Source organism: Paenibacillus sacheonensis, assembly GCF_009909195.1.
GTDB lineage: Bacteria > Bacillota > Bacilli > Paenibacillales > Paenibacillaceae > Paenibacillus_Z > Paenibacillus_Z sacheonensis.
Window position 1 is genome coordinate 113,460 of sequence record NZ_JAAAMU010000011.1, and the last position, 24,604, is coordinate 138,063.

Annotated in this window: 23 protein-coding genes and 1 pseudogene; 8 read left to right on the forward strand and 16 right to left on the reverse strand. The window is 60.2% G+C overall.

Translation table 11 applies throughout. The features are described 5' to 3' along the window. Positions 1-15 precede the first annotated feature (15 nt). The 5 genes from GT003_RS20220 (at position 16) to GT003_RS20240 (ending at position 3,885) form a co-directional block, all read left to right on the forward strand. Positions 16-867: an NAD-dependent epimerase/dehydratase family protein gene (locus GT003_RS20220; RefSeq protein ID WP_161701190.1), complete on the forward strand. Its 852-nt coding sequence runs from the start codon at positions 16-18 to the stop codon at positions 865-867. A 44-nt stretch (positions 868-911) separates the two neighbouring features. After that, complete coding sequence (locus tag GT003_RS20225; RefSeq protein WP_161701192.1) at positions 912-1,883, forward strand: aldo/keto reductase; 972 nt, start codon at positions 912-914, stop codon at positions 1,881-1,883. A gap of 289 nt (positions 1,884-2,172) precedes the next feature. Beyond that, complete coding sequence (locus tag GT003_RS20230; protein WP_161701194.1) at positions 2,173-2,538, forward strand: hypothetical protein; 366 nt, start codon at positions 2,173-2,175, stop codon at positions 2,536-2,538. A 224-nt stretch (positions 2,539-2,762) separates the two neighbouring features. Continuing rightward, complete coding sequence (locus tag GT003_RS20235) at positions 2,763-3,470, forward strand: histidine phosphatase family protein (RefSeq protein WP_161701196.1); 708 nt, start codon at positions 2,763-2,765, stop codon at positions 3,468-3,470. 145 nt (positions 3,471-3,615) lie between these two features. Next, positions 3,616-3,885 (forward strand): hypothetical protein, encoded by a 270-nt coding sequence (locus GT003_RS20240; RefSeq protein ID WP_161701198.1) that lies wholly within the window; start codon positions 3,616-3,618, stop codon positions 3,883-3,885. Positions 3,886-4,028: 143 nt separating this feature from the next. Here the strand turns inward: GT003_RS20240 and GT003_RS20245 are convergent, their stop codons facing one another. The 7 genes and pseudogenes from GT003_RS20245 to GT003_RS20275 form a co-directional block, all read right to left on the reverse strand. After that, positions 4,029-5,438, reverse strand: coding sequence for a sugar porter family MFS transporter (locus GT003_RS20245; RefSeq protein WP_161701200.1), 1,410 nt, complete (start codon positions 5,436-5,438; stop codon positions 4,029-4,031). A gap of 311 nt (positions 5,439-5,749) precedes the next feature. Beyond that, positions 5,750-7,075, reverse strand: a complete 1,326-nt coding sequence (locus tag GT003_RS20250; protein ID WP_161701202.1) for a response regulator — start codon at positions 7,073-7,075, stop codon at positions 5,750-5,752. Continuing rightward, positions 7,050-8,558, reverse strand: coding sequence for a sensor histidine kinase (locus GT003_RS20255; RefSeq protein ID WP_161701204.1), 1,509 nt, complete (start codon positions 8,556-8,558; stop codon positions 7,050-7,052). The genes GT003_RS20250 and GT003_RS20255 overlap by 26 nt, the downstream gene beginning before the upstream one ends. Continuing rightward, positions 8,555-9,559, reverse strand: coding sequence for a substrate-binding domain-containing protein (locus GT003_RS20260; protein ID WP_161701206.1), 1,005 nt, complete (start codon positions 9,557-9,559; stop codon positions 8,555-8,557). The genes GT003_RS20255 and GT003_RS20260 overlap by 4 nt, the downstream gene beginning before the upstream one ends. A gap of 182 nt (positions 9,560-9,741) precedes the next feature. Next, positions 9,742-9,876 (reverse strand): annotated as a pseudogene (locus GT003_RS20265) (hypothetical protein); the annotation flags it as partial. A 61-nt stretch (positions 9,877-9,937) separates the two neighbouring features. Beyond that, positions 9,938-10,120 (reverse strand): YdeI/OmpD-associated family protein, encoded by a 183-nt coding sequence (locus GT003_RS32565; RefSeq protein WP_338045992.1) that lies wholly within the window; start codon positions 10,118-10,120, stop codon positions 9,938-9,940. Positions 10,121-10,302: 182 nt separating this feature from the next. Further along, positions 10,303-10,917: a hypothetical protein gene (locus tag GT003_RS20275; protein ID WP_161701208.1), complete on the reverse strand. Its 615-nt coding sequence runs from the start codon at positions 10,915-10,917 to the stop codon at positions 10,303-10,305. Between the two features lie 185 nt (positions 10,918-11,102). Between GT003_RS20275 and GT003_RS20280 the strand changes: the two genes are divergently transcribed. Then, the gene (locus tag GT003_RS20280; RefSeq protein WP_161701210.1) at positions 11,103-11,426 is read left to right on the forward strand and encodes a 2Fe-2S iron-sulfur cluster-binding protein; all 324 of its coding nucleotides are present in this window, start codon (positions 11,103-11,105) and stop codon (positions 11,424-11,426) included. A gap of 181 nt (positions 11,427-11,607) precedes the next feature. Next, a complete protein-coding gene (locus GT003_RS20285; RefSeq protein WP_161701212.1) occupies positions 11,608-12,990 on the forward strand; it encodes a cytochrome P450 in 1,383 nt (460 codons plus the stop codon). Between the two features lie 85 nt (positions 12,991-13,075). Here GT003_RS20285 and GT003_RS20290 read toward each other — a convergent pair whose 3' ends face one another. The 4 genes from GT003_RS20290 to GT003_RS20305 form a co-directional block, all read right to left on the reverse strand. Further along, on the reverse strand, positions 13,076-13,783 hold the full coding sequence (locus tag GT003_RS20290; RefSeq protein WP_161701214.1) for a tyrosine-protein phosphatase: 708 nt from the start codon (positions 13,781-13,783) through the stop codon (positions 13,076-13,078). Between the two features lie 93 nt (positions 13,784-13,876). Next, complete coding sequence (locus GT003_RS20295) at positions 13,877-14,860, reverse strand: sensor domain-containing diguanylate cyclase (RefSeq protein ID WP_161701216.1); 984 nt, start codon at positions 14,858-14,860, stop codon at positions 13,877-13,879. Positions 14,861-14,884: 24 nt separating this feature from the next. After that, positions 14,885-15,691 (reverse strand): alpha/beta fold hydrolase, encoded by an 807-nt coding sequence (locus tag GT003_RS20300; RefSeq protein WP_161701218.1) that lies wholly within the window; start codon positions 15,689-15,691, stop codon positions 14,885-14,887. A 109-nt stretch (positions 15,692-15,800) separates the two neighbouring features. After that, the gene (locus tag GT003_RS20305; RefSeq protein WP_161701220.1) at positions 15,801-16,712 is read right to left on the reverse strand and encodes an aldo/keto reductase; all 912 of its coding nucleotides are present in this window, start codon (positions 16,710-16,712) and stop codon (positions 15,801-15,803) included. Between the two features lie 292 nt (positions 16,713-17,004). On the opposite strand from GT003_RS20305, the gene GT003_RS20310 reads away from it, so the two are divergent. Next, positions 17,005-17,991, forward strand: a complete 987-nt coding sequence (locus GT003_RS20310; protein ID WP_161701222.1) for a diaminopimelate dehydrogenase — start codon at positions 17,005-17,007, stop codon at positions 17,989-17,991. A gap of 165 nt (positions 17,992-18,156) precedes the next feature. Here the strand turns inward: GT003_RS20310 and gdhA are convergent, their stop codons facing one another. The 5 genes from gdhA to GT003_RS20335 form a co-directional block, all read right to left on the reverse strand. Beyond that, positions 18,157-19,527 (reverse strand): NADP-specific glutamate dehydrogenase, encoded by a 1,371-nt coding sequence (gene gdhA, locus GT003_RS20315; RefSeq protein ID WP_161701224.1) that lies wholly within the window; start codon positions 19,525-19,527, stop codon positions 18,157-18,159. Positions 19,528-19,864: 337 nt separating this feature from the next. Beyond that, positions 19,865-20,743: an AraC family transcriptional regulator gene (locus tag GT003_RS20320; protein WP_161701226.1), complete on the reverse strand. Its 879-nt coding sequence runs from the start codon at positions 20,741-20,743 to the stop codon at positions 19,865-19,867. 195 nt (positions 20,744-20,938) lie between these two features. Next, the gene (locus GT003_RS20325; RefSeq protein WP_161701228.1) at positions 20,939-21,898 is read right to left on the reverse strand and encodes a D-2-hydroxyacid dehydrogenase; all 960 of its coding nucleotides are present in this window, start codon (positions 21,896-21,898) and stop codon (positions 20,939-20,941) included. Positions 21,899-22,030: 132 nt separating this feature from the next. Continuing rightward, positions 22,031-22,789, reverse strand: a complete 759-nt coding sequence (locus tag GT003_RS20330; RefSeq protein WP_338045991.1) for a GNAT family N-acetyltransferase — start codon at positions 22,787-22,789, stop codon at positions 22,031-22,033. 63 nt (positions 22,790-22,852) lie between these two features. After that, positions 22,853-24,424, reverse strand: a complete 1,572-nt coding sequence (locus GT003_RS20335; RefSeq protein ID WP_161701232.1) for an ABC-F family ATP-binding cassette domain-containing protein — start codon at positions 24,422-24,424, stop codon at positions 22,853-22,855. Between the last annotated feature and the right edge of the window lie 180 nt (positions 24,425-24,604).

A 24,604-nucleotide genomic window follows, 5' to 3' on the forward strand; every position in this document is an offset into this window, starting at 1 on the left:
GAGGAGGATAACCAAGTGGCAAAAGTCGTCATCACAGGCGGAAGCGGCATGCTCGGCCAATGGGTCGTCAAGCATTTCGTCGAACAGCAATACGAAGTCGTCAACGTGGATACCGTACGGCCGAAGGAGTGGCTCTGCCCTACGCTTATTGCCGATCTCACCAACCTGGGCGAGGTCTACGGCGCGCTTGCCGGGGCGGATGCCGTCGTGCATCTGGCAGCGATTCCCGCCGCGCACATCCGAACGAGCGAAGCGACCTTCCACAATAACGTCATGTCCACCTATAACATTTTGGAGGCTGCCGCGGGCCTCGGCATCCGCAAAGCGGTCATCGCTTCCAGCGAATCGTCCTACGGCATCGTGTTCGCCGTCAACCGGTTCGGGCCGTCTTACGTGCCGGTCGACGAGGACCACCCGCAGCTGCCGCAGGACAGCTACGGCCTCTCCAAGGTCGTGAACGAGCAGACGGCGGACATGTTCCATCGCCGGACCGGCATGCAGATCGTATCCCTACGAATCGGCAACGTCATCCCGCCGGAACGGTATGAGCAGTTCCCTTCCTTCATCCACGATTCCGCCGAACGGGACCGCATCCTGTGGAGCTATGTCGACACGCGGGACATCGCGGAAGCCTGCCGGCTGTCCATCGAGAAGGACGGACTCGGCTCCGTCGCCGTCAATCTCGCGGCAGACGATACGAGCATGGCCATACCGAGCCGCCAGCTGCTCGCCGAGCAGTTTCCCGAAGTGAGCGATTTCCGCGAGCCGATGAACGGCTTCGAATCGCTGCTCAGCAACGCGCGGGCTAAGGAGCTGCTCGGCTGGCAGCCGAAACATGCTTGGCGGAATTACGTGCCGGAATCTTAATGCTTGACCCTGAACCATCCATTACGCGCAAGGAGGAATGCAGGATGAATTATCGTACGCTGGGAAGAACGGGACTTCGCGTATCGGAGATCGGTTACGGCGCGTGGGGAATCGGCAAATCCGGATGGATCGGCGCTTCCGACGACGAATCGCTGCAAGCGTTGAACCGGGCGATCGAATTAGGGTTGAATGTCATCGATACCGCGCTGGCTTACGGCGAGGGCCACAGCGAGCGGTTGGTCGGCCAGGCCGTGAGAGCGCATAAGCAGCCGATCTATGTCGCGACGAAGATTCCGCCGAAGAACGGCAAATGGCCCGCTCCTTCGGGCATTTCTTCGAACGAGGCATTCCCGGCCGACTATGTCATATCCAGCACGGAGCAAAGCCTGCGCAACCTCGGTTTGGAGACGATCGACGTGCAGCAGTTCCATGTGTGGTCGGACGAATGGGTCGGCCAAGGCGATTGGCTGGATGCCGTGCAGAAGTTGAAGGATCAGGGGAAGATCCGCTATTTCGGCGTATCGATCAACGATCACCAGCCGAATAACGCCATCCGGTTGATCGAAACCGGCGTGGTCGATACGGTGCAGGTGATTTATAATATCTTCGACCAAAGCCCCGAGGACGGGCTCCTGCAAGCTTGCGAGAAGCATAATGTGGGCGTGATCGTGCGGGTGGCGCTCGACGAGGGCGGATTAACGGGACGCATCACGCCGGAGACCGCGTTCGATGCGGGGGATTTCCGCAGCCGGTACTTCCAGGGAGACCGGAAGCAGGAGGTCTATGATCGCGTGCAACGCATCGCCGCCGATCTCGCCATATCCACCGATGAGATGGCAGAGACCGCGCTGCGCTACGTGCTCAGCAGCCCCGCCGTATCGACGGTCATCCCCGGCATGCGTACCGTGGGCAACGTCGAGCGCAACATGAAAGTCGGCGACGGCAAAGGCTTGTCCCCAGAGAAGCTGAGCAAGCTCAAGGCGCATCGCTGGGATCGGAATTTCTACCAGGGCTAGGGCATCTGAAGGATGGTACCGTCTGCCCTGAGTGAAACAGCCAGACTAAGCAAGCCTATTCAAGCACGATGAGGGCGCCCCTGCAGGGCGCCCTTTCTCGTGCAAAGACACATCCCGTGCTTTCACGAGCACGATCGGATACCTAACCTGCCAGACCTTACCCGCCTGTCCACGGCTTCACATGTCCCGATCCTCACTCCCTCCCCAAATCCGCGCAGTCCTCCGTTCATCTGTCCAAGCTTCCAACTGCCCGCCCCCATACACTGTACATGGGAAGGAGGTTAGAACCATGTCAGTGAACACCAACGTCACTTACCCGCGCTTGACGCTGTATTCGGAAGAGAACTATCAAGGCCGCAGCGCGATCTATCGCGGCAACCTCGGCATCGTCAGCCTGGACGCCAAACTAGGCGGCATCGAAAGCCTGCGTTTCTACTCCACGAGCAGCAGCGCGACGCTCGTTCTGTTCAGCCGCACGGGGTTCAAAGGGTATTTCCGGGTGTTCCGCGGGGTCACGAACCTCCGCGAGATCGAGGATATCGTCGTATACGGCGGCGCGGAATCGCTCCTCTCGTCGAACGCTTATCTGACGCTTGACCAAATACGCGCCATCCGCAACAGCGGACAGCTCCCGGATAATTACCGTCGAATATAGAACAAGGCAGTCACTTGTAACGATACGTCTTCCCAACGCACCATGGAGAGGCCCCCTTGCGCCGCAGGCATAAGAGAGGCCTCTTCGCGCTTCTCGTATCGCAGGCTTCATGGGCCTGCAATCGGCTATTATGGCCGTGCTTCCATTCGGCAATTGTCCATGCCCGAAGCTTCCCCTTATACTAGGGTAGATATCTAACCCATCCGTAACTTGGAGGTCCCGTCATGAAATTGTATATCATTCGTCACGCAGAGCCGGATTACCCCAACAATACCATCACGGCGCCCGGGCATTTGGAGGCACAAGCATTAGCCGAACGGCTGGCGGGCACGCCCATCGACCGGATCTACAGCTCGCCGCTCGGACGGGCGCTGCATACGATGCAGTATACCGCCGATGCCGTCGGCGTGACGCCGACCGTGCTCCCGTGGACCGCGGAGCTGGACGGCTGGCAGATCACCCAACCGACGGGCGAGCGCCTGGTCGCTTGGAACAGCGACCATACGTGGGTACGCGAGCAGCGGCCGTTTCCTTCCAGCGACGACTGGCATGAGCGAGCGCCCTTTAACGAGCCGGCTTTTCTCGCTAATTTCCGCAAGATCCGGGACGACTCCGACGATTTCTTCCTTCAGCACGGCTATCGGCGGGAAGGCGGCCGCTATCGGATCGTCGAGCCGAACCGCGAAGCGGTCGCCGTCTTCTGCCATCTCGGCTTCGGCCTCGCCTGGCTGTCCCATCTGCTCGAGCTGCCGCTGTCGATGGTATGGTCCGGCTTCTGGATCGCGCCGAGCTCGGTCACGACCGTCGTCATGGAAGAGCGCGCGCACGGCTGGGCAGCGCCCCGCTGCTACGGCGTCGGCGACACGTCGCATCTCTACCAAGCCGGACTGCCGACGAGCCGGGCGGGCTTGTACGCCGATAACGCGGATTGAGTCACAGCCATCGCCGCTTCAAGATTTCCAAGCCGTGACGACGAATCCATACACGCGAACCCTCGCAAGCGCATAACGTATAAAAGCCTATCAGGTTTGAAGAACCATCGTCTGCCGTCCGCTTCTCACGAAGGAGGCTTGTAGATTGAACAACCGTCGCTCCCATCCTCGCGACAACGGGCAACCTCTTCTCAAATCGGATCATTTTTCCGCCAAACTCGCCGTGATTGCCGGGGCATTCAATATTCTCGGCGACTTCCTGGGCACCCTTTCATCCACGATCGCCCTGGAGGAGATCGCGGAGGAGGAGCGTCAGAATCAACTCGACAGCAAGCTTCAAGAGGAGAGATTCGCAAGCATGCAGAAGCAAATCGACGAGTTGACCCTCCAATTGAATCGGTTGAAAAAACCGTGAGCCCGTCGATTCAAGCCGGTGCGTCCATGCGCCTGCATGACAAAAAAACCGAAGCAACGCGCCTTTGGGCGGTTAACTTCGGTTTATAGGATTAGGCCGAGGCACAGCCAATTGTCCAGCATCGGCCGGAACAAACCGAGCGACTATTCGGCCGCCCGGGCGCGCGCCTGCGCCGCAGCGCCCTGCTCGTCCCAGAGATGCTCGATTTCCTCGAGCGACTTGCCCTTCGTCTCGGGCACGAAGCGCCAGGTGAACAGGACGGTCACGAGCGACAGCGCCCCGAAGATCCAATAGGTCGCGGCCGGACCGGCGGAATCGAGCAGCGGCGGGAACGACTGCGACACGGCGTAGTCGGCCGCCCACAGCGCCATCGATGCAATGGCGGTCGCCCGCCCGCGGATCCGGTTCGGGAAGATCTCGGACAAGAGCACCCACACGACGGGTCCGAGCGAGATGGCGAACGCCGCGACGTACACCAGCATCAGGACAAGCACGAGCGAGCCCGTGGCGTGTCCGGTATGGAAGACGATGCCGATCGCCAGCAGGCTGGCGGTCATGAGCGACGACCCGACGAGCAGCAGCGCCTTTCGGCCGGCTTTATCGATCAGCCAGATGGAGAGAATCGTAAAGATAAAGTTGATGAAGCCGACGAGAATGGTTTGGATCAGCGCGGCGTTCGTTCCCGCGCCCGTCGACTTCAGGATTTCCGGCGCGTAGTACATGATGGCGTTAATGCCGGTCACCTGCTGCAGCACGGCAATGACGACGCCCACGAAGAGCGCGAAGCGCACGCCCGGCTTGAACAGTTCGCCGAATCTCGCCTGCTTCTGCGCGAAGGAGGCTTTGATCTCCAGCACCTCCTGCTTGGCCGCTTCTTCGCCGTGAATGCGAAGCAGAATCGCCAGCGCTTCCTCGGCCCGGCCTTGCTTGATCAGCCACCGCGGGCTCTCCGGCACGAGAAACATCAGCACCATGAAGACGACGCCCGGAATGGCGCCAATGCCGAACATCCAGCGCCAAGCCGTAGAGACATCCCAGGCGTCTCCGCCCGAGCCGGCGATCCCCGAGTTGATGAAGTAGGTGATGAAGATCCCCGTCACCACCGCGAACTGGTTGAAGGCAACCAATCGGCCGCGGTAGCGCGCCGGCGCGATCTCCGCGTTGTACAGCGGACACAAGGTGGACGTGATGCCGATGCCCAGCCCCCCGACCATGCGGGCCATGACGTAGCCCGTGAACGTATCGGGAGTCGCCGAGAAGATCGAGCCGATGATGAACAGCAGCGCGGCGCCGATCAGCACTTTCTTGCGGCCCAGCCCGTCGCTGAGCCACCCCGATGCGGCGGCGCCGACGATGCAGCCGATGATCAGGCTGGAGACGGCCCAGCCTTTCTCGAATTCGCTCAGGTCGAACCGATCCTGCATGAAGCCGATCGCGCCGGATACGACGGCCGTATCGAAACCGAATAACAGCCCGCCGAGCGCGGCGATCATCGAGACCAGCGTCACGAATCGCATGCTCGGGCCGGAGGCGGTTGCTCTTAAAGTTGTCATATTTATCGTGTCCTCTCCGCTCCGAATAGGTGGAATACGCAGCTGCCATGCGCCCCCTAGGCCCCTGCTCCTCGCTGGGAGGAATGGATTCCAGGGGGAAGGCGAGTATCAGTATACCACCGGATCTAGAGCGGGCGCTCGGGTATGATCTTCACTAATTTGCGATGTTTCCGCACAATTATTCTGGTTATGGGCAAGCTTGGCACAAGTCGGCAGGGACTCGCATTATTCTGTCCTGCCCGCACGATAAACGCAATAAAGTGCTTGTTCTTCCCGCGCGGCTCGCGGGCGGAGCCCAGGGACCGATTCGGTTATCGCAGCTGCGAGCGGTACTCCGAAGGCGTAACGCCGGTTACCTTCTTGAATACGCGGCTGAAATAATTCGGATCGTTGTAGCCGACCTCGTAGCACACTTCCTTCAGAATCAGCTGCCCTTCCTCCAGCAACCGCTTGGCCTTGTCGATGCGAAGCCCCGTTACGTAGTCGATGAAGTTGGCGCCTATATGCTGCTTGAACACTTTGCTGAAATAAAACGGGTTCAGATGCACGTGATCCGCTGCGTCTTCAAGCGAAATGTCCTCGGTATACCGCTGCGATATGTAACTGACGGCCCGGTCCATGACCGTTACGGTCTGCTCTTCCCGCAGCTCCCGGATGCGGCGGAGCGCGGACAGCACGTAGCCTTGCTGGCGGGCTTCCGTCAACTCGGGATCGGGCAGCTCCATCCCGCCGCCTTCCCGCAAGTCGTCGAACACGCACACGTTCCCCTCTTGGCGGGCATACGTCGAAGCGAATACCGCTTTGAAATAGGATCGCCGGAGACCCTCCGCCCCGCTGCGCAGCGTGCCGATGCCGATCGACGGCGCCGAGCCTAGCAGCGCCCGCGCGGCTTCCGCGAGCTTCTCGGCAAACCGGATCGGCTCTTCATGCCAGTCGTCCGCGGCTTGAACCGGCTTGCGCAGGAATAAAGCCGCATGATGCTCCAGGATGGAGCTGACGATGCAGCTGCCCTGGGCTTTAGCCTGTCTGCGAATCGTCTCGTACAGCGGCTTGCGAGTCTGCGAGAGGTCGTGACCCGAGAACGCGATCACGATGCAGCGGCAGTCGATCAGCGGAAAGTCCATCCACTCCGCCAGCTGCTCCGGACTTGCGTCCAGCACCTGGTCGACCATCAGGATGAGCGCAAGCTCGTTCTCGATGAGCGGCTGGACGGTCGACAGCCGGTTCATCAGCTCCAGCTGCTCCGAGCGCTTGGCCTTCTCCCGATCCAGCTCCGCGGCCAGCCTGGCCAGCAAGGCGGCAACCTGGTCGCGGCTCGCCGGCTTCACGATATATTCCGAGACGCCGAGCGAGATGGCCTCCTGGGCGTAGGCGAACGAATCGAAGGCCGTCACCAGCACGAGCTTGACGCCCGGCAGCAAAGCGCGGATCTCCCGCAATGCCTCCAGCCCTTGAATGCCGGGCATCTGGACGTCCATCAGCACGATATGCGGCCTGCGCTCCTCCGCCTGCTCGATCGCCCTTCTCCCGTTCTCGGCATGAAGGATCTCGAACGTATCCGGCAGCATCCGATTCACGATCCATTCCAGTCCCTCTCTCTCCAATGCCTCGTCATCCGCGATCAATAGGCGGTACATGAGCGATCTCCTCCTCTACGGTTATCGGAATGCGAATCGTGACCGTCGTCCCTTGGCCGGGCTTGCTTCCGATCGCCACGGCGTCTCCGCCTCCGCAAAACAGCCGCAGCCTGCGAAACACATTGCGCATGCCGATTCCCGTGGACTCCGCTTGCCGGCCAGCCGGCGGAGACGGCACCTGCAATCGCTGCCGTTCTGACGATTGCGGTTCATCGCGTTCATCGTACATGCGGAGCAGCGCCTGCCGTGTCGCTTCCTCCATGCCGGCACCGTTATCCATGATCTCGACAACGGCGCTTCGCCCTTCCCGCCGAATGGACAACCGAATCTCGGCGCCCGATTCCATCCGTTCTATCCCGTGCACGAAGGCGTTCTCCACGAGCGGCTGGATCGTCAGCGCCGGAATCCGGGCCGCGAGCGCCGATTCGTCGGTCGAGGTCCCGAACCGCACGCGGCTTCGGAACCTTGCTTCTTGAATCGTCACGTATTCCATGACATGGCCCAGCTCCTCGCGCAGCAAGACCGGCTCGTCCAGCTTGCGCAGCCGGTAGCGGACCAGGCTCGACATCGAGACGATGAGGTCCGATGTCCGCTCGGCGCCCTCGAGAAGCGCAAGCTTGGACAGCACGTTCAGCGAGTTGAACAGAAAATGCGGCTGGATTTGGCTCTGCAGCGCCTGCAGTTCAAGCTCCTTGACCAGGCGCTCCTGCTCGATCCGGTCCTTGTCCCGCTCCGCCGCTTCACGAAGCGACGCGACCATCTGAAGGAAAGTGCCCGTCATGACGCCGAGCTCGTCCTTCGTCACCGGCGGGAGCGGCTCAAGCGCCAAGTACGGCCTGCCCTCCGATACTTGCCGGGCCATCCGTACCAGCCGGCCGACCGGCTCGGTTACGCTGCGGGACACCCATAATGCCAGACCGACGCCAAGCAGCGTCTGAACGGCAATGACGGCTGCCCCCAGCCGGTTCAATCGGAGGTTCGCCTGCCGGATTCGGAGGAGAATCGGCTGGTCGCTGCCCAGCTCGAGGTCGACCAGCCGCTGGCCCTCCTCTCGAACGAAGCCCTCCGTCGTCTCCGCGGCCTTGTAAAGTGACAGCGCCCGGGCGGGGGATTGGGCGGCCGATCCTGCTTCGGCCTCCTGGCGGTCCAAGGTATCCAGCAAATGCACGTAACTATCCATGTCCGATGACAGCGCCTCGTTCGGGGACTGGCCGGCAACGGCAGCCCGGCTTTCCCGGAGCGCGCCGCGCTGCAGCCCCGCCTCGGCCTGCGTCCGGGCGCCCGGATCGAGCAAATAGGCATACAACGCCTGCATCGACTGCTCGGCGCGTTGCACGGACAGCTTGTAAGCCAGCACGCGTTCCATCATATGGTCATAGCCTCTCTGCACGACGGTTGAACTTTGGAACAAGAACAGCGACATCGTATTGGCCAGCAGGACGAGCAGCGGGATGACGAGCAGCAGCTTCGCCCGAATCGTCATCGGCCGTTCCCCGCGCCGCGGGCCCCGTCGGCAGCCGACCCCGGCCCGTCCAGCACGGTCGTCGCCGTGTAATGAAGCTTCTCCACGGTTCGCCCCTGCAAATAAGCATGCAGGAGAGCGATCGCCTCTTCGCCCATGCGAACGGGCTGCTGCACGAGCGCTGCCGTAATGCGGCGGTTCGCGATCGCCTGACGCGTGCTTGCCAGATCGTCGAACGCAAAGATTTGCAGTCCCGGCGTTCCCGCCCGTTTGGCCGCCTCCGCGATGCCGACGCCGTCCAGCGCGCTGAAGCCGATCACCGCGAACATGCCGGGATGCTTGCGAAGCATGTCCTCCGCCTGCTCCGTCGCCTGCAAGCGGGAAATATTCGAGAATCGCACGTCCGCGACCGTGAGATCGGGGAACGTCTTCGCGATGCCGCGAAATCCTTCCAGCCGCAGCCGCTGGTTGTCGGCCTCGCTTCCGAGCAGAATGCCGACTTTGCCGTGTCCGCCGGCCCGCCGGCCCACGAGCCGCCCCATGTCCTCTCCCGCCCGCCGATTGTCCGTGCCGACGTAAGCGATTCGCGCGCTGTTCGGTTCGTCCGCATCGATCGTGACCACCGGTATGCCGTCGGCGGACGCCTGCGCGATGAGCTGCGCATACGTGGGATCGTTCAGCCCTTGGACGAGCAGCGCGTCGAAGCCCTCGAGCAGCGCCTTCTTGAACAGCCGTGCCTGCTCCTCGGGATTGATGCGCAGCGGCCCCATGTAGGCGAGCTCCATTCCGCTTCGTTCCGCCGAAGCGCGGGCGCCCTGCTCGACGGACCGCCAGAACGGATTGTCGAGCTCCTGCGAGATCAGCGCTACCCGAACCCGTCCGATTTGGCCCGATTCGTTCGCGGGCTCCAGCTTTCCGGCAAGCTCGCGCGTATGCAGCGCCGTCAGCGCAAAGGCGGCCAGCAGTCCCGCGAACGCAGCCGCGAGCAGCAGCAGGCCGATATTCCAGATCCGGTTCAGCATGAACGCGGCTCCTTTCTTCCGGCGGGATGAACTTCTAGCCGATGGCTTTAGTATGAGCCAAAGCTTCTACAAGGAAACAAGTGCCACCCAGGCGCGTTCAGGCGAACAGCCGACCGCAAGTAGGCATAACAAGACGTAAAAAAGATGACCCCGACGAGTCGGAAGTCATCCAGTTATTCGTTCTATTCGTTAAGCGAGCAGCTCCGCCAGATGCGCAAATTATAGATCAATGCCGCGGTCTCGGCGCGGGTTGCGGCCGCTATCGGATTCAAGTCGCCCCGGGCATCGCCGTTCATGATCTTGCGTCCGGCAAGCGCCTCGACCGCGCCGTGTCCTGCCCGATGCCCGCCGTGCGGTCAACAACAAACCATTCGTTCCTTAAGGAGTCCGGCCCTCGCTCAGCGCCAGCACGGCCTTCTCGATGCGCCGCTGACGGGTTTCGGCCGTCTTGGCTCCGTCGATAGACAAGACGATTCTGCGCTTGTTGCTGTAGGACAGCCCATCGAAGAACGACTTCGCAGCCGTGTCTCCCTCCAGCGTCGTGGCGAAATCCGCAGGCACGTCAAGCTCCCGGACGCAGTGTCCAGCTCGAGTTCGGCCTCCACCTCGTCGCCCGCAGCAACGCCGGCTCCCGCGCGGTTCTCCGCGCTGAGCGGAATCATGAAGCGGCCGCCCATCACGGCGACCGTTATTGGCATCTTTACGATTTCACGGCCGCGCCCGCCGCCTTGCAAAACCGCCATTCACGACATCCGCGCGGCTTGCAAAATCGCAACCGCCGCCCGTTCCCTGCGCTCCGCATCGTCGCTTCTCAAGGCGGCCTTCAGCACCCCGACCGCTTCCCGGATCGTCGCCTCGTCCACCCAGCCCGAGCCCGCCGCTGCCGGCTTCGTCAGCAAATGCTCCAGCTGCTCCCGGGTAACGGAATGCTCGTACGCGCCCAGCTTCCCCTGCTCGCCGAGAAAAGCCAGCAGCTCCGGCTGCAGCTCTTCCCGCTGCAAGCTGCGCAGCCACGTCACCCCTCGCCGATGGGCGCTGCGATCCTCGTCATTGCCGCAATCGCCGAGGTAATAATAATCGCCGAGATCGCCCAAATACAGGCGCTCGCCATCGTCCACGATGATATAATCGCCGTCCTGCATGACATGCGCGAATAGATGATGCTCATCCGCTCGCCGCGCCAGCTCCTGCACGTCTTCGGAACGATGCTCGGAGGCCAGCCTTCCAAGCAGCTCCGCCTTGCCGAGACCGGTCATATCGCCCACGCCCGGCAAACCGAAGCTGACATAATGGTTGTCCAGATAATAAGGCAAGCCGTTCTTGCCTTCCGCATCGACCCTCATGCGAAACACCTGCATGTCCAATCCCTCCCTAACCGTGCTGCGCGCTCATCCCAATAATCCTCGAGTGGAGTTTATCGCAACCAACGCCGGAAGGCAATGCCGCCAGTTCAACTTTCGCTTCCTATCTTGCCGTCGAAGTGGTTTAATAAACAAGCTATGCGGTAACTATGAAGAAGAACCATTTTGAGGAGGGAACAAGCATGCCAACGATTCAGATTGAAGGCAGAGAAGCCGTTCAGGCCGAAGAAGGAACGAAGCTAGTCCTTGCGCTGGAGGACGGCGGGGTCGATATTCTTCACCGCTGTGGCGGAAATGCCAGGTGTACGACTTGCGCAGTGGAGGTCGTATCGGGGAATGCCGGCGAGATGAGCGAGGCCGAAGCGACGGCGCGCAGCAGCAAAGGCGTCGAGGATCCTTCGATCCGCCTGTCCTGCCAGCTGCATGTGCACGATGATCTGACGATCAAGCTGATCAAGACGACCGCTTCGACAGGCTTGGATGCGGGACCGCGTCCGCAGAACTAAGAAGCAGCCAACACGAACTTATCCAAACGGGAGGGCAGCCGGCAATGCGGCTGTCCTCTTTGGTTTGCGCTTCATTCGAATGCGCTTCATTCGAATGCGCTTCGTTTGAATGCGCCTCGTCAAACATGCTAGACTCAAGGGACAGAAGCGGCGGCTGCCGCTCAGAAGGAGGCGTTCCGCCATGTCGCGCATCGTCGATATTCCGTCTTCCCGCATGTCCAATTTCTTTCGGTTCCAACGCGATCCGCTTGGCTTTCTTGTCGATGCGCGGCCGCTTGGAGACGTCGTGTCGCTCCGCACGAGCTCCTTTCGCCCGACGTTCATCATCAATTCCCCCGACTTCGTGCAGGAGCTCCTCGTTCATCAAGAGGACAAGCTTCGCAAAGGAAGAAGCGCCGGCGTCCTGCGCCGCACGATCGGCGACGGGCTGCTGACCGCGGATCGCTCGGCGCATCGGCAGCAGAAACGATATTTGACGCCGGTGTTTTATAAAGAACGCATCCATGCTTACGCGGAGATCGTAGCGCAGGAAACAAAGCGCCTCTGCGACTCGCTGCAGGACGGCGTTCCGATTGCCATGCATGACGCGATGATGCAGCTCACGCTCGGCATTATCGCGAGAACCATGTTCAAGACGGAGCTGGAGCAGGACAAGGCGGCGCTCGCCGAAGCGGTGGACGTTACGATCCGCCATACGGCCAGCACGATTTTCTCGCCGATCATCCTTCCCTTCGGCTGGCCGACGCCGGGCAACAGCGCGCATCGCCGCGCTATTCGCACGTTGGATGCGATGGTCTACGGTGCCATCGCGACAGCCCGCCGAGCGCCGGATCTCTATGCGGACAGCCTGCTCGGCCTGCTGCTCGATACGCGGGATGAAGAAGGCCTGCCGCTACCCGATACCGAAATCCGCGACCAGATGATGACGATGCTTCTCGCCGGCCACGAAACGACGGCCAATGCGCTCGTATGGGCGTGGTACAGTCTCGAACGCTCGCCGGGCGCGGCCGTCAAGCTGCACCGGGAGCTGGACGAGGTTCGGCTCCGGGAGCAGGCGGCGGGCGAACCGGCCTCGGCAGCCGGCCGCTATCGGGATCAACCGTATACAAGGCAGGTGATTCAGGAGACGCTGCGGCTGTATCCCCCGGCTTGGGCGATACTGCGCGAGGCGGAACAGGGCTTGGATATGCTGGGCGCTCCGTTTCCCGCCAAGAGCAGCTTCTTGATCAGTCCCTATGCGATTCATCGCAACGACGGCGTATTCGGGGACGCGGAAGCGTTCAGGCCCGACCGGTTTCAGAACGGAGCAGCCGGCTGGCCCCGATTTGCCTATTTCCCGTTCGGGGGCGGCTCGCGGGGGTGCATCGGTTCGCAATTCGCGATGATGGAGGCGGCGCTGATTCTTGGCACGCTCGCGGAACGGTTCACCTTCACCTCCGTGCCGGGCCAAGGCGAAGCCGTGCCTGAACCGCTCGTTTCGCTTCGGATCAAGGGCGGCCGCATGATGATACCTCATCGCAGGACTGCGCAGGTCGCCAACCCGGCAGCTGCGGGGCGCGCATAATGAAGAAGGCCAGGACACCGTAACGGAACGGTTCCTGGCCTTCTTCTCGACGATAAGCGTATAAGTGATAAGTGCAGGTTCCTCGCTACTCACGGACGATGCTGCTCATCCGGTCTTCCAGATCTGCCCTCGCCTTGGCGCCGGCCAGTTCCTCGAACACCGACATGCCCGCCGATAGATTCGGTTTGCGGTTCACATTATGGGCATCGGTCGCGATCGCGTGCACGAATCCGGCTTCGATCAGCCACTTGCCGAACTGCTGCGCGTCAGGTCCGAAGCTGCCGATCAGGCTGTCCGCCGATACCTGCGTCCACACGCCGAGCTCGATCAGCCGCAGCAGCAGCTCCGGCGTATCCCGAAAGAAATAATGCCGTTCCGGATGCGCCAGCACCGGCCGGATTCCGGCGTCCAGCAGCCGCTCCGCGATCTCCGGCGTGTCCGCGTCATATTCCTTCCAGCGCTGCTCCAGGAGCAGGTGGGCGGCACGCCTTCCCAAGTACGAAAACGTGCGGTTCCTCGCATGCTCGCCCAAGAATGCCTTGTTCTCCAGCCGAACCTCATTGCCGGGATGCAGCCGAACGTCAATGCGCTGCCGCTCCAGCTCCGTCTGCAGCTCATCCAGCTTGCGATGTACGATGTCGGCCGTCGTCAGAAACGACTCGTTAAAGTGAGGCGTCGCGATAATATCCCGAATGCCGTCCCCGTAAGCGATCCGCGCCATGGCAACCGATTCTTCCAAATCCTTCGCGCCGTCGTCCACGCCGTGCAAGATGTGGCAGTGAATATCGATCATGGCAGTACCCCCACACTCCGTTTTTTTCCATATTAGCAGAGCAAGCTGCAGCCGGCAACGCATAATCCAGCCCTGCAGCCTGAACCGAAACGGCTAACGCTCCGGCACTTGTTCGAAATGGGTGACCCGGTTCCGCCCGCCGCTCTTGGAGGCATACAAGGCCAAATCCGCTTGATCGACGAGCGTAACCTCCGTGGCCTCCGGCGATACGGTCGCGGCGCCGATGCTGACGGTGATCCGGTACCCGTCCATTTCCGTCGACGAGGCTGCCTCGCAGTAGCGTTCCGCGGCCAGCAGCGCCTTCGCCCGATCGGTCTCCGGAAGAAGCACGACGAACTCCTCGCCGCCGTACCGGGCGACGATATCGGATGCGCGCGACAAGGAGCGGAGCAGCTCGGCCAGCTTGATGAGGATCAAATCGCCCACGGGATGGCCGTACGTATCGTTGATTCGCTTGAAATGATCGATGTCGAAGAGCAGCAGCGAGAACGGCTCGCCCGATTCGCGGTAGGCGGCGAGGCTTGCCAGCAGTCCGTCCTGGAAGAAGCGGCGGTTCCGGAGCCCCGTCAGCGGGTCGGTCGACGCCAGCATTTCGAGCCGGTCGTTGACGCGCATCAGCTCCTGCTGCTTGCTCTCGTATTCCCCATGCAATCGCTCCAGCTGCTCGTTCGCTTCTTTCGTCGCCTGATACAGCTCTTCGAGCTTGGTCTTCGTCTGGAGCATGTCCTTCTCGTATTCGATCCGTTTGCGCATCTCGAGCACGACGCAATCGATCACCGTCTCCCCGCCGCGTTCCTGGCGAACGCCGTTGAGCAGCACGGGCACGTCCTCCCGCGCGCTTGTCCGAAGCGAGAAATACATCTCGTTCACGTGCCCGTACAGCTGGATGTACGGATAGAAATACGTATGGAAGAACAGCTTGTTCGTCACGGACATCGCGGATTCGATATGCTGGCCGAGCAGCCCGTCCCGTTCATAGCGCAGCATGTCCAGGAAGGTTTGATTGACCGAGCGGACGATGCCCGTGTCCGAGATCGAGACGTAGCCGCAAGGCGCTTGGTCTAATTGAATATCCATGTCGGGAATGTCTCTCCTCCAATGCTACGCGCGGGCCAGATAGCTTTTGATCAAACGGGTCGTTTCTTCCGGATGGCTGAGATGCGGGTAATGCCCCCTTGCCGTCATCCGTTCCAGCCAGCTGTTCTGCAAGCGGGCATGCAGGTAATCCCCTACCTCGAAGGGAGATATGCTGTCGTCCGCGCACTGCAGGATGAGCGACGGCACCGTTGCCTGCGGGAGGCTCGCCCGGCAATCCGACCGGAACGTGACCTCCGCGAACTGCCGCGCGATATGCGGGTCCCGGGAGCAGAAGCTTCGCTCCAGCTCCTCGGTCAGCTCCTTCCGGTCGGCGTTCTGCATGACGATCGGCGCCAAATAGCTGGCCCAGCCGACGAAGTTCAACTGCATCATCGTCAGCAGCTCGTCGATATCCTGTTTGTCGAAGCCGCCGTAATACGCCGGAGGATCGTTCATATAGCGCGGGGACGGCCCCAGCATGACGATACGGTCGAAAAACTTCGGATCGCGGATGGAGGCCAGCATGCCGATCATGCTGCTGACGGAATGCCCGACAAAGATGGCGTCCCGCAGCTCCAGCGTCTCCATGACATCCAGGACGTCCTGGGCGTAGCCATGGAGGCTGTTGTATTTGGCGGCGTCGTAGTCGCCGATTCGGGATTGGCCGGAGCCGACGTAATCGAACAGGACGATCCGGTAATGGTCGACGAAGCCCGGCACCATCAGCCGCCACATCTCCTGATCGCATCCGAAGCCGTGCGCGAACACGATCGTTTGGCTGCCGGAACCGAATACGTTGACGTTATTGCGCGCGAGGACGTCTATGTTCATAGGGATTCCCCTCCCAGCGTGTCGAATGTCGAATATGCTCCCTATTATATCGAAAAACCGCGAACAGGGATGAAAATTCTCTCATGCCCTACAAGCCTTGTTCCGCTTTCTAGCGATGCAGTGCATACCGGTTCGCTTTGCTCCAGCGGCGGATGAGCTGCACTTCGTCCTCGGACAGCTCCCGCACCTCCGCAGCCGCGAGATTCTGCAGCAGCTGCTCGCGCGAGCTGGCGCCGGGCACGGCGACGGCAACCGCCGGATGGCTGAGCGAGTAGCGGAGCGCCAGCTGCGTCAGGCTCCGAAGCTCCGGATCGCGGGCCGCCAGCTCCTCCAGCTGACCGCGGAGCGCCGACAGCTCCTCCAGCTCGTAATCCGGCACGCCCTTGACGGGCGTGCGGTTCGCGGCAAGCGCTCCGCCGGCAAGCGGACCTCTTGCGATAACGCTGATGCTCTTCTCCTGAAGCAGGGGAAGCACGTCCTCTTCTGCGCGGCGGTCAACGATGCTATACGGGTTCATCACGCTGACGATATCAGCGCGCGCGACGTATTCGCGGATCACGTTCGGACGGATCGAAGAGATGCCGTAGGCGCGGATGACTCCTTCGCGCTTCAGCGTCTCGAACGCATCGATCGTCTCGTCGATCGGATCGTCCAGCGTGCCTCCATGAAGCTGGTAGAGATCGATATAATCGGTGCCGAGCCTGCGCAGGCTATCTTTGACGGCTCCTAATAGATACGCCTTGGAAGCGTCCCACGTCCAGCCCGCCTGTCCGGCTATCCGCCGGTTGCCCGCCTTCGTGGCCAGCACGACGCGGTCTCGCCGCCCTCGGATGGCTGTGCCCACGAGCTCCTCGTTACGGCCGCCGTCGTAGAGATCGGCGGTATCGAGCAGATTCACGCCGCGGTCGAGCGCTTCGTGAATAAGGCCGACCGCCTTCCCTTCGTCCGTCCCCAGGGACATGCAGCCGAGACCGATCTCGCCGACGAGCAGCCCGGAATTTCCAAGTCGATTCATTCTCATTTCTATATCGCGTCCTTCCTATGCCGTTTGGCGGGTTTCTTTGATTGTAGCCGATCGAACGGCAGCGAACCACTCATCCGCGCCGCCCGCATGAGATGAATAAGATTCCTTGATCAGACAAAAAATACGGCATCCGGAACGGATTCGACGAGCGCCAACCGCTTGGGGGCAGCGATTTTTGCAGAAAGTTCTCGAAAATAGTTTACATACCATGTAATATCTTTATACTGTTATATAGCAGTCCTATCAGTTATTTACCCCATTTTGCTTTTACGATTCGAGGAGGATCATCATGCAGCAATCGATTAAATTAGGTATCGTCGGGTACGGAAATCTCGGCAAAGGCGTTCGCAAGGCCATCGGCCAAAACCCGGACATGGAGCTCGTTGCCGTGTTTACGAGAAGAACGCCATCCGAGCTTGCAAGCGGCAGCGAAGGCGTAAAGTTCGAGCATATCTCCGCAGCCGAACAGTACAAAGGCATCATCGACGTCATGATTCTCTGCGGCGGCTCCGCGACGGATCTGCCGGAACAGACGCCGGACCTGGCGCGGATGTTCAATACGGTCGACAGCTTCGACACCCATGCGAAAATCCCCGAGTTCTTCGAAGCGGTTAACGCCGTCGCGAAGAAAGCCGAAACGCTGAGCGTCATCTCCACGGGCTGGGATCCGGGCTTGTTCTCCCTGAACCGCCTGCTAGCGGAAGCGATTCTGCCGCAAGGCACGGATTATACGTTCTGGGGCAAAGGCGTCAGCCAAGGCCACTCCGATGCCATTCGCCGCGTGCCGGGCGTCAAGGGCGGCGTTCAATATACGGTTCCCGTTCAAGAGGTCATCGATCGGATCCGCTCGGGCGAAACGCCTGAATTGTCCACGCGCGAGAAGCATCTTCGCGAATGCTTCGTCGTTGCCGAGGAAGGCGCGGACCAAGAAGCGATTCGCGAGACGATCGTGAATATGCCGAACTACTTCTCCGACTACGACACGACGGTGACGTTCATCTCCGAAGAGCAGCTGAAATTCGAGCACGAAGGCATGCCGCACGGCGGCTTCGTCATCCGCAGCGGAATTACCGGCGACAACACGAAACAAATCGTCGAATTCGGCCTGAAGCTGGAGAGCAATCCGGAGTTTACCGCCAGCGTGCTGGTCGCTTACGCAAGAGCGGCCGTTCGTCTGCGCAAAGACGGCATCACCGGCGCCAAGACGGTATTCGATATTCCGCTCGGCCACCTCTCGCCGAAATCGGCGGAGCAGCTTCGCAAAGAACTGCTGTAAGAAACGCATTTTACGCCGCATTCAAGCAGCACTCAAGCCGCATCTCCAGTAAGCGATAGCTTGAATGGATAGCTGGATTAGAGCGCTAAAAGCAATAGCTATAATAGAAGAACCTTGCTGTCCCGAGGATGGCAAGGTTCTTTATTTATGCCGGGATGATTCCGATTACACGATGCCTTGAGCAAGCATGGCGTTAGCCACGCGTTGGAAGCCGGCGATGTTCGCGCCCACGACCAGGTTGCCCGGGCGTCCGTAGACTTCCGCCGCGCGCACGCTGCTGTTGTAGATGTTGCGCATGATATCATGCAGCTTCGCGTCCACTTCCTCGAAGCTCCAGGACAGTCTCATGCCGTTCTGGGCCATCTCCAGCGCGGATACGGCTACGCCGCCCGCATTCGCTGCTTTAGCCGGTCCGAACAGGACGCCGTGCTCATGGAACACGTCGATCGCAGCCAACGTCGAAGGCATGTTCGCGCCCTCGCTGACAGCGAGTACGCCGTGGGAAACCAGCAGTTTTGCCGATTCCTCGTCGATCTCGTTCTGCGTCGCGCAAGGCAGCGCGATATCGCATTTGATCGACCAGATGTCGGAGCAGCCTTCCGTGTATTGCGCATGCGGATGCTCGTCGACATACTCGCTGATCCGTTTGCGCTCGACTTCTTTCAGGCGCTTCACCGTGTTCACGTCAATGCCGTGCGGGTCGTACACGTAACCGTTCGAATCGCTGCATGCCACGACTTTCGCGCCGAATTGGATCGCCTTCTCCATCGCGTAGATGGACACGTTGCCGGATCCGGATACGACGACTCTCTTGCCTTGAAAGCTCAGACCTTTGGACTGCAGCATTTCGTTCGCGAAGTACACGCAGCCGTAGCCGGTCGCTTCGGTACGCGCCAAGCTGCCGCCGTAGCCGATGCCTTTACCCGTCAGCACGCCTGCCTCGTAAGCGCCGCGAAGGCGTTTGTATTGTCCGAACATATAGCCGATCTCGCGTCCGCCAACGCCGATGTCGCCTGCCGGCACGTCGGTGTCTTGACCGATGTACTTGGACAATTCCGTCATGAAGCTTTGGGTAAAGCGCATGATTTCGCCGTCGGACTTGCCCTTCGGATCGAAATCGGAGCCGCCTTTGCCGCCGCCGATCGCTTGGCCGGTCAATGCGTTTTTGAAAATTTGCTCGAACCCGAGGAACTTGATGATGCTGGCATTAACGGATGGGTGAAAACGAAGGCCGCCCTTGTACGGCCCGATCGCGCTGTTGAACTGCACGCGGAAGCCGCGGTTTACGCGAACCTTGCCTTGATCGTCAACCCAAGGAATGCGGAAGGAAACCATGCGCTCAGGCTCTACGAGACGTTCCAGGATTCCTTGCTCCGCGTAGTGAGGGTGTTTCTCGAATACCGGAATAAGGGAGTCAAGGATTTCTTTTACAGCCTGGTGAAACTCGCTCTCGTTCGGATTACGGGAGATCACCGTTTCGTATACCGATTGGACGTACTGAGCAGCTTTGAATGCTTGCGTAACAGCGGTTGTCATGGAATCCTCCTATTGTTCGGATTTCGTTTGCATTAAGTGACGGTTTATTTGTACTATTTATCAAAAAATGATAGCGAAAGCCGAACAATAACGCCAATTAATATTTTTTGTATAGGTGATTAAAAATTCAAATGAGCTAATTTTTTGCCATACCGCAGCCGCTCCATTGCCAGTAAAGTCGCAGGATTCGCAGGATTGCAGCATGCATACTCATGCAATAAAACCCAATTATTTCAATTTATTTTTTCCGACGCCGTCTTTCTTTTCTACCAAAAATGCAAAAAAGAGCCTCAATCTCCACGAATGGAAATCGGGGCTCTCGTGAGCCTAGGCAGGCTTAAATCTGCTTCTTCTTGACCGGAATCCAAATCTCGCTCCGGAAGACGGGCGAGGTCACGTCCTTATCCGCGTTCCACAGCATCTCCGGGCCCGGGCTCTGCTCGTAGCTCGCGGACACGAACCATTCGGAGTAGATGCGTCCCCACACGTTCTGCAGCGTCTCCGGGAAGGGGCCGACGGCTTCGAACACGGCCCATGTCGAGGCTTCGACGTCCAGCTGCGCAAGATGATCCGGGCACGCCTTCGTCGTCGCCGCGCCGATAAAGTGGTCCAGCCCGCCCTTCTCCTCCATTCTGTCCTCCGAGAAGTTGACGGATGCGCTGATCAGCCCCTCCGGCTCTACATTGGACAGGTCCTTAAGCGCTTGGATCTTGTCCGGGTCCAAGCTTTGCCACATGGCGGCAATGTCGGGATTGACCCCATTGAACACGATCGGGACTCTCTTCATGATGCCCGCGATACGGAATGCGTCTTTCTCTACGATGCGATAATTCATTGCGCTTCCTCCTTTGATAGCCAGTTGGAAGGTCATGGCCGAATAGGCGGTCAGCGACTCGCCGGCGATCCGAGCCTGCGAAGGCGTCATGCCGTGCAGCAGCTGAAACGCGCGCGCGAAGGAATCGGGAGAGCCGTACCCGTATTTCAACGCCACGTCGATCACCTTGACGTCGCTCCCTCCGAGCTCGAAGGCGGCAAGCGTCAGGCGCCTGCGGCGAATGTACTCCGACAGCGGGATGCCCGCCAGGAAGGAGAACATCCGTTGAAAATGGTAGTCGGAGCAGCAGGCCCGCTTCGCCGCTTCCTTCACGTCGATCTCGCCCGCAAGGTGATCCTCGATATAGGCCATCGCCTCGTTCATATGCTTCAGCGCATCCATTCGTCTGACCTCCTCTGCATAAAGGATAACAAGGATCGCACGCGCGCATCCGACTTTTCGTGCCCGATTATACGGGGTTGCCCTTGCTTGTTCCCTTCCCGGCAGCACCCGCTCCTGAAAGCCCGGACTCCGGGCACAGGGTCGCGCCGAGAGCAGGAGCCGGGAGCAGGGCGGGCGACCGGGCGCCGTTAGCTGTTAATACTTCTTGCCGTAGTCAACCAGATTGCGCAGCTTCCCCGGTCCGCTGGACAAATAGATTCCCAGATTGGAAGCGAACAGGCGAATCAGCCGCTCATTGTTGCGGACGGTCATCCCGCCGGCATTATGCGGCGTTACGATCACGTTCTCCATCGCCCACAGCGGATGCCCGGCAGGCAGCGGCTCCTGCTCGAACACGTCGAGCCCGGCACCCGCGATCACGCCTTGGTTCAGCGCCGCGACCAAGTCATCCGTCCGTACCGTGGCCCCGCGGCCGACATTAATGAAATACGCGCTGCGCTTCATGACGGCGAATCGCTCGGCATGGAACAGATGCCGCGTCTCGTCCGTGAGCGGCAGGATGTTGACGACATAATCCGCCTCCCGCAGCGCATCGTCGAGCCCGGCCGTATCGTAGACGACATCCGCCTCCGGCACCGAGCGTCCCGACCGGCTGACGGCTGCGATGCGCATGTCGAACGCGCGCGCAAGCCGGGCGACCTCGCGGCCGATCTCGCCGGCGCCGATGATCGCGACCGTGCCGCCGTTCATCTCGGCCAGCGTCTCCGGGCTTTCCCAGCGCTGCTCCCGTTGATTGCGAACGGCGGAGACAATGCCCCGCGACAGGCCCAGCATCATGGCTGCGGCCGTCTCGGATACCGAGCGGGCATGAACGCCGCTGGCATCCGTCAGCAGGATGCCGCGCCGCTCCAGCAGGTCGAGCGGCAGGCTATCGATGCCGGAGGACCAGCTCTGCACCCAGCGAAGCTTGGAATCTTCCCGCAGCGCAATGTCTTTCACCTTGGCATCCCAGCCCAAGATGACTTCGGCTTCTAGATAATCGCGGTCTTCCAGCTCGGACGCTTGTCCGAACACGATCGTTTCATTCGGCGCCGCGCTGCGCACGGCTGCTTGCTGCTCGGGCGTAAACGCGCGCAGGCAAAGGATCGTTCTCATAACTGGATATCCTCCTTGTCGGTTGCGAAGATGGTCAATGCGGTTGGCGCTGAACCTTTGCGGCTGGACAATTCAAACGGAACTCATTTAAAACCGAACTCACTAGAGCCGAAATAATTAAAGCTGCACCAACTAAAGCTGAACGCGCAGCAGTCTCGTCTTCGTCACCATGCCTGCGCTCTCGAGCGTCTGCTTCGAGGCATCGTTATAGTACCAGCACCCGCAGACGGGGGTTAATCCTTGGCCGCTGCACCATTTCCGAAGCTGACGAATGATCGTTCTTCCGACTCCCTGCCTCCTGAAGTCCTCGTTCGTGAACATCCCGATGCTCGCTTGTCCGTCGGACAGCTTGGAGCGCTCGACGATGCCAATGCCTAATAAGTCGCTCCCGCGACGGTAGACGAAGAGCTCGCCGTTCGCGATGCGCTGCTCGTAGCGATCCAGGAAGCCGCCGCAGACGAGCTCGATTGCGCCAAGGTCGTCTACGCCGGCCATTCGAAACGCCGGGTCGTCTTCAATCTGGGCCGCCGCGTCGCTTTCCTGAAAGAAATACGCCTGCTTCTGAATGCTCAAGTCCTTGTCGATCGCCAAGCTGAGGAACGGCTCGTCGCAGGTGGGAACGAAGAGCGCCTTCACGGCGTGACGTTCCAGCATGCCGCCGAACAAATGCTGCGCATGCTTGCGATGGGATGGACGAACGTAAAATTGCGTGACCAGCTGCCCGTCATGAATCGCGTAATAACCAATGGGTTCCGCTTCGTCCCGCATGCCGTAGAAAGCCGAAGCCAGGATGTGCTCCTCCAAGAAGGAGTCGATCGGCGAGGACAGCTCCTCCAGGTACGCATGCAGCAGCTCCTGGATGTCCTCGCGCAGGCATTCTTCCGTCACCACTCGACATCTCCCCTTTCCTTCATGCTTATTGTTCGCGCCCATCGCGATCAGAAGCTTCTCAAGCTACAGCGCCTGCTCGCTTATACCCGTTTCCGGATCGAAGACCAGCATCTTCGTGCCGATCTTATCGATGAAGAAGCGATCATGGCTGACCGTAACGACCGCGCCGGGAAAATGAATCAACGCCTGCTCCATGACCTGAATGCTCGTGAGGTCCAGATGGTTGGTGGGCTCGTCCAGGATGATGACCGCGGCGCCGGAGAGCAGGCATTTGGCAAGTGCGACACGCGCCTTCTGGCCGCCGGACAGATGGCCGATGGTCTTGCTGAGATCCATTTCCGAGAATTGCAGCATGGATAGGAACTTGTTCACCTTCTTGCGCGGCGCATCCAATCCCAATCCGTACGTATTGACCGCGTGGCTGACGGTATCCTTGGGATCCAGCTCGTCCCACGTCCGGTTGAAGTACGCGTAGTCCACGCCCTTCTCCCACGTTACTTCGCCCGTTTCCGGCTTCTCCTGCCCCGTGAGCACCTTGATCAGCGTGGACTTCCCGCTTCCGTTAGGACCTGTAATGACCAGGCGGTCTTCCTTCTGAATATCGAAGCTGACGTTCCGGAAAATCTCCCGCCCGTCGTAGCTCTGCCCGATGCCCTTCACCTCGGCCAGCTTGTCGGGAAACCGAAGCCGTTCGTAAATATCCGTGATCAGCACGTTGACGGGATGCGGCTCGATGCGTTTCTTGTTGTCCGCCAGCTTGCGGGACAAGCGGTCCTTGGCAGACTTGCGGCTCGCGCGGGTGTCGATCGCTTCCGACTCCATGAGCAGCAGCTCTTCCTCCCACTCGAACTGGCGGTCCAGCTCCTTCTTGCGCATCTTCTTCTTGCGAATATAGTCGGTGTAATTGCCTTCGTATTCCTGAAAATGATAGTTCTCGATCTCGATCGTCCGCGTGACCACCTTATCGAGAAACTGCCGGTCATGCGACACCAGGATCATGGCGCCGTTAAATCGGAACAACCATTGCTCGAGCCACGCGATGCCCTCGATATCCAAGTAGTTCGTCGGCTCGTCCAACAGCACGACGTCGGGCAGCTGAATCAGCATCTTGGCGAGCGCGGCCCGGTTCCGCCAGCCGCCGGACAGCTCGTCGACGGGCTGATGGCGCGATCGGTCATTGAAGCCGAGCTTGGTCAGCTCCGTGTTGATTTCGACCGATACGTTCCAGCCGTCCAGATGCTCCATCTGCTCGAACAGCTCGGCCTGTCTGGCGAGCAGCGTTTCCATCTCGCCGTCGCCCTCAACCGTGCCCAGCTTCTCTCCGACCTCCTGCAGCTCCCGCTCGATCAAAGCCACCTGCTCGAAGCACAGCTCCAGCTCCTGCTGGACGGACAAGCTGCCGCGCAGCTCCGAAAATTGCGAGAAATAGCCGATCTTCGCCTTGGGATCAAGCTCCACTTTGCCGGATGTCGGTTCCTCCTGGCCTAGAATCAGCTTGAACACCGTCGACTTGCCCGCGCCGTTCCGGCCGATCAGACCGATGCGCTCGCCTTGGCTCACGCGAAAATAAATATCGCGGAAGATCAAGGACTCTTCGTATTTCTTCGTCACGTTCTCCAAGCGAATGACGCTCATGTCCATCACCCTTCCAGTTCCGTCAATCTAAAGCCTGGATCGATTATATCATGTGTTCGACTTGCTTTGAGGCTGTTCTAATGGATGGTCATGTCGTCGGGCTGGCTCCTCCTCCTCGCTGCGGAATCTAACGCCGTACGAAAGAAAGCCGGGAGCCCTTCAGTAGGATTCCCGGCCGCT

What these genes read in the sequence shown, in the direction of transcription:
- GT003_RS20300 (WP_161701218.1), bottom strand. Translation starts at nt 15,691, where the DNA reads ATGAACATAGACGTCCTCGCGCGCAATAACGTCAACGTATTCGGTTCC.
- GT003_RS20290 (WP_161701214.1), bottom strand. Translation starts at nt 13,783, where the DNA reads ATGATCGATATTCACTGCCACATCTTGCACGGCGTGGACGACGGCGCG.
- GT003_RS20275 (WP_161701208.1), bottom strand. Translation starts at nt 10,917, where the DNA reads ATGCAGGTGTTTCGCATGAGGGTCGATGCGGAAGGCAAGAACGGCTTG.
- GT003_RS20325 (WP_161701228.1), bottom strand. Translation starts at nt 21,898, where the DNA reads ATGAGAACGATCCTTTGCCTGCGCGCGTTTACGCCCGAGCAGCAAGCA.
- GT003_RS20310 (WP_161701222.1), top strand. Translation starts at nt 17,005, where the DNA reads ATGCAGCAATCGATTAAATTAGGTATCGTCGGGTACGGAAATCTCGGC.
- GT003_RS20295 (WP_161701216.1), bottom strand. Translation starts at nt 14,860, where the DNA reads ATGGATATTCAATTAGACCAAGCGCCTTGCGGCTACGTCTCGATCTCG.
- GT003_RS20305 (WP_161701220.1), bottom strand. Translation starts at nt 16,712, where the DNA reads ATGAGAATGAATCGACTTGGAAATTCCGGGCTGCTCGTCGGCGAGATC.
- GT003_RS20335 (WP_161701232.1), bottom strand. Translation starts at nt 24,424, where the DNA reads ATGAGCGTCATTCGCTTGGAGAACGTGACGAAGAAATACGAAGAGTCC.
- GT003_RS20225 (WP_161701192.1), top strand. Translation starts at nt 912, where the DNA reads ATGAATTATCGTACGCTGGGAAGAACGGGACTTCGCGTATCGGAGATC.
- GT003_RS20285 (WP_161701212.1), top strand. Translation starts at nt 11,608, where the DNA reads ATGTCGCGCATCGTCGATATTCCGTCTTCCCGCATGTCCAATTTCTTT.
- gdhA (WP_161701224.1), bottom strand. Translation starts at nt 19,527, where the DNA reads ATGACAACCGCTGTTACGCAAGCATTCAAAGCTGCTCAGTACGTCCAA.
- GT003_RS20235 (WP_161701196.1), top strand. Translation starts at nt 2,763, where the DNA reads ATGAAATTGTATATCATTCGTCACGCAGAGCCGGATTACCCCAACAAT.
- GT003_RS20250 (WP_161701202.1), bottom strand. Translation starts at nt 7,075, where the DNA reads ATGTACCGCCTATTGATCGCGGATGACGAGGCATTGGAGAGAGAGGGA.
- GT003_RS20260 (WP_161701206.1), bottom strand. Translation starts at nt 9,559, where the DNA reads ATGCTGAACCGGATCTGGAATATCGGCCTGCTGCTGCTCGCGGCTGCG.
- GT003_RS20230 (WP_161701194.1), top strand. Translation starts at nt 2,173, where the DNA reads ATGTCAGTGAACACCAACGTCACTTACCCGCGCTTGACGCTGTATTCG.
- GT003_RS20280 (WP_161701210.1), top strand. Translation starts at nt 11,103, where the DNA reads ATGCCAACGATTCAGATTGAAGGCAGAGAAGCCGTTCAGGCCGAAGAA.
- GT003_RS20245 (WP_161701200.1), bottom strand. Translation starts at nt 5,438, where the DNA reads ATGACAACTTTAAGAGCAACCGCCTCCGGCCCGAGCATGCGATTCGTG.
- GT003_RS20255 (WP_161701204.1), bottom strand. Translation starts at nt 8,558, where the DNA reads ATGACGATTCGGGCGAAGCTGCTGCTCGTCATCCCGCTGCTCGTCCTG.
- GT003_RS20320 (WP_161701226.1), bottom strand. Translation starts at nt 20,743, where the DNA reads ATGGATGCGCTGAAGCATATGAACGAGGCGATGGCCTATATCGAGGAT.